1 protein-coding gene is annotated in these 452 nt (G+C 60.8%); it reads right to left on the bottom strand.

Annotation, left to right across the window (positions count from 1 at the left end):
- Positions 1-452, bottom strand: a 452-nt coding sequence (locus tag CWO89_RS45185; RefSeq protein WP_207234740.1) for an IS256 family transposase, incomplete at both ends; no start/stop codon positions are given.

The following is a 452-nucleotide window of genomic DNA, read 5'->3' as shown; positions in this document are numbered from 1 at the left end:
CCACAAGCCCAGAACCTCCTTCTCGCCGTCCGGATTGAGCGCCAGCGCGACATAGACGGCCTTGTTCTTGACCATGCCTTCATCGCGAATCTTGACCCGCAGCGCGTCGAAAAATACCACCGGATAGACCGGGTCGAGCGGCCGACTTTGCCATTCCCGAACTTCGTCGAGAATCGCGTCGGTGACCCGGCTGATCAAATCCGGCGAGACTTCGGCCCCATAAAGTTCAGATAAATGCCCCTGGATCTCACGCACCGTCATGCCGCGCGCGTAGAGGCTCAGGATTTTGTCGTCAAAGCCGTCGAAACGGGTCTGGCCCTTGGCGATCAATAGCGGCTCAAAGCTGCCGGCCCGGTCGCGTGGCACAGCTATGTCGATCTCGCCGTCCTCGGTCAGGATTGTCTTCGCGCTGGTTCCGTTACGGCTATTGCCGCTGCCGCGGCCAGCCGGGT

The sequence above is a fragment of the Bradyrhizobium sp. Leo170 genome, assembly GCF_004296405.1.
GTDB lineage: Bacteria > Pseudomonadota > Alphaproteobacteria > Rhizobiales > Xanthobacteraceae > Bradyrhizobium.
Note: the sequence above shows the minus strand (reverse complement) of the source record. Positions and strands in the feature narration are given on the sequence as shown.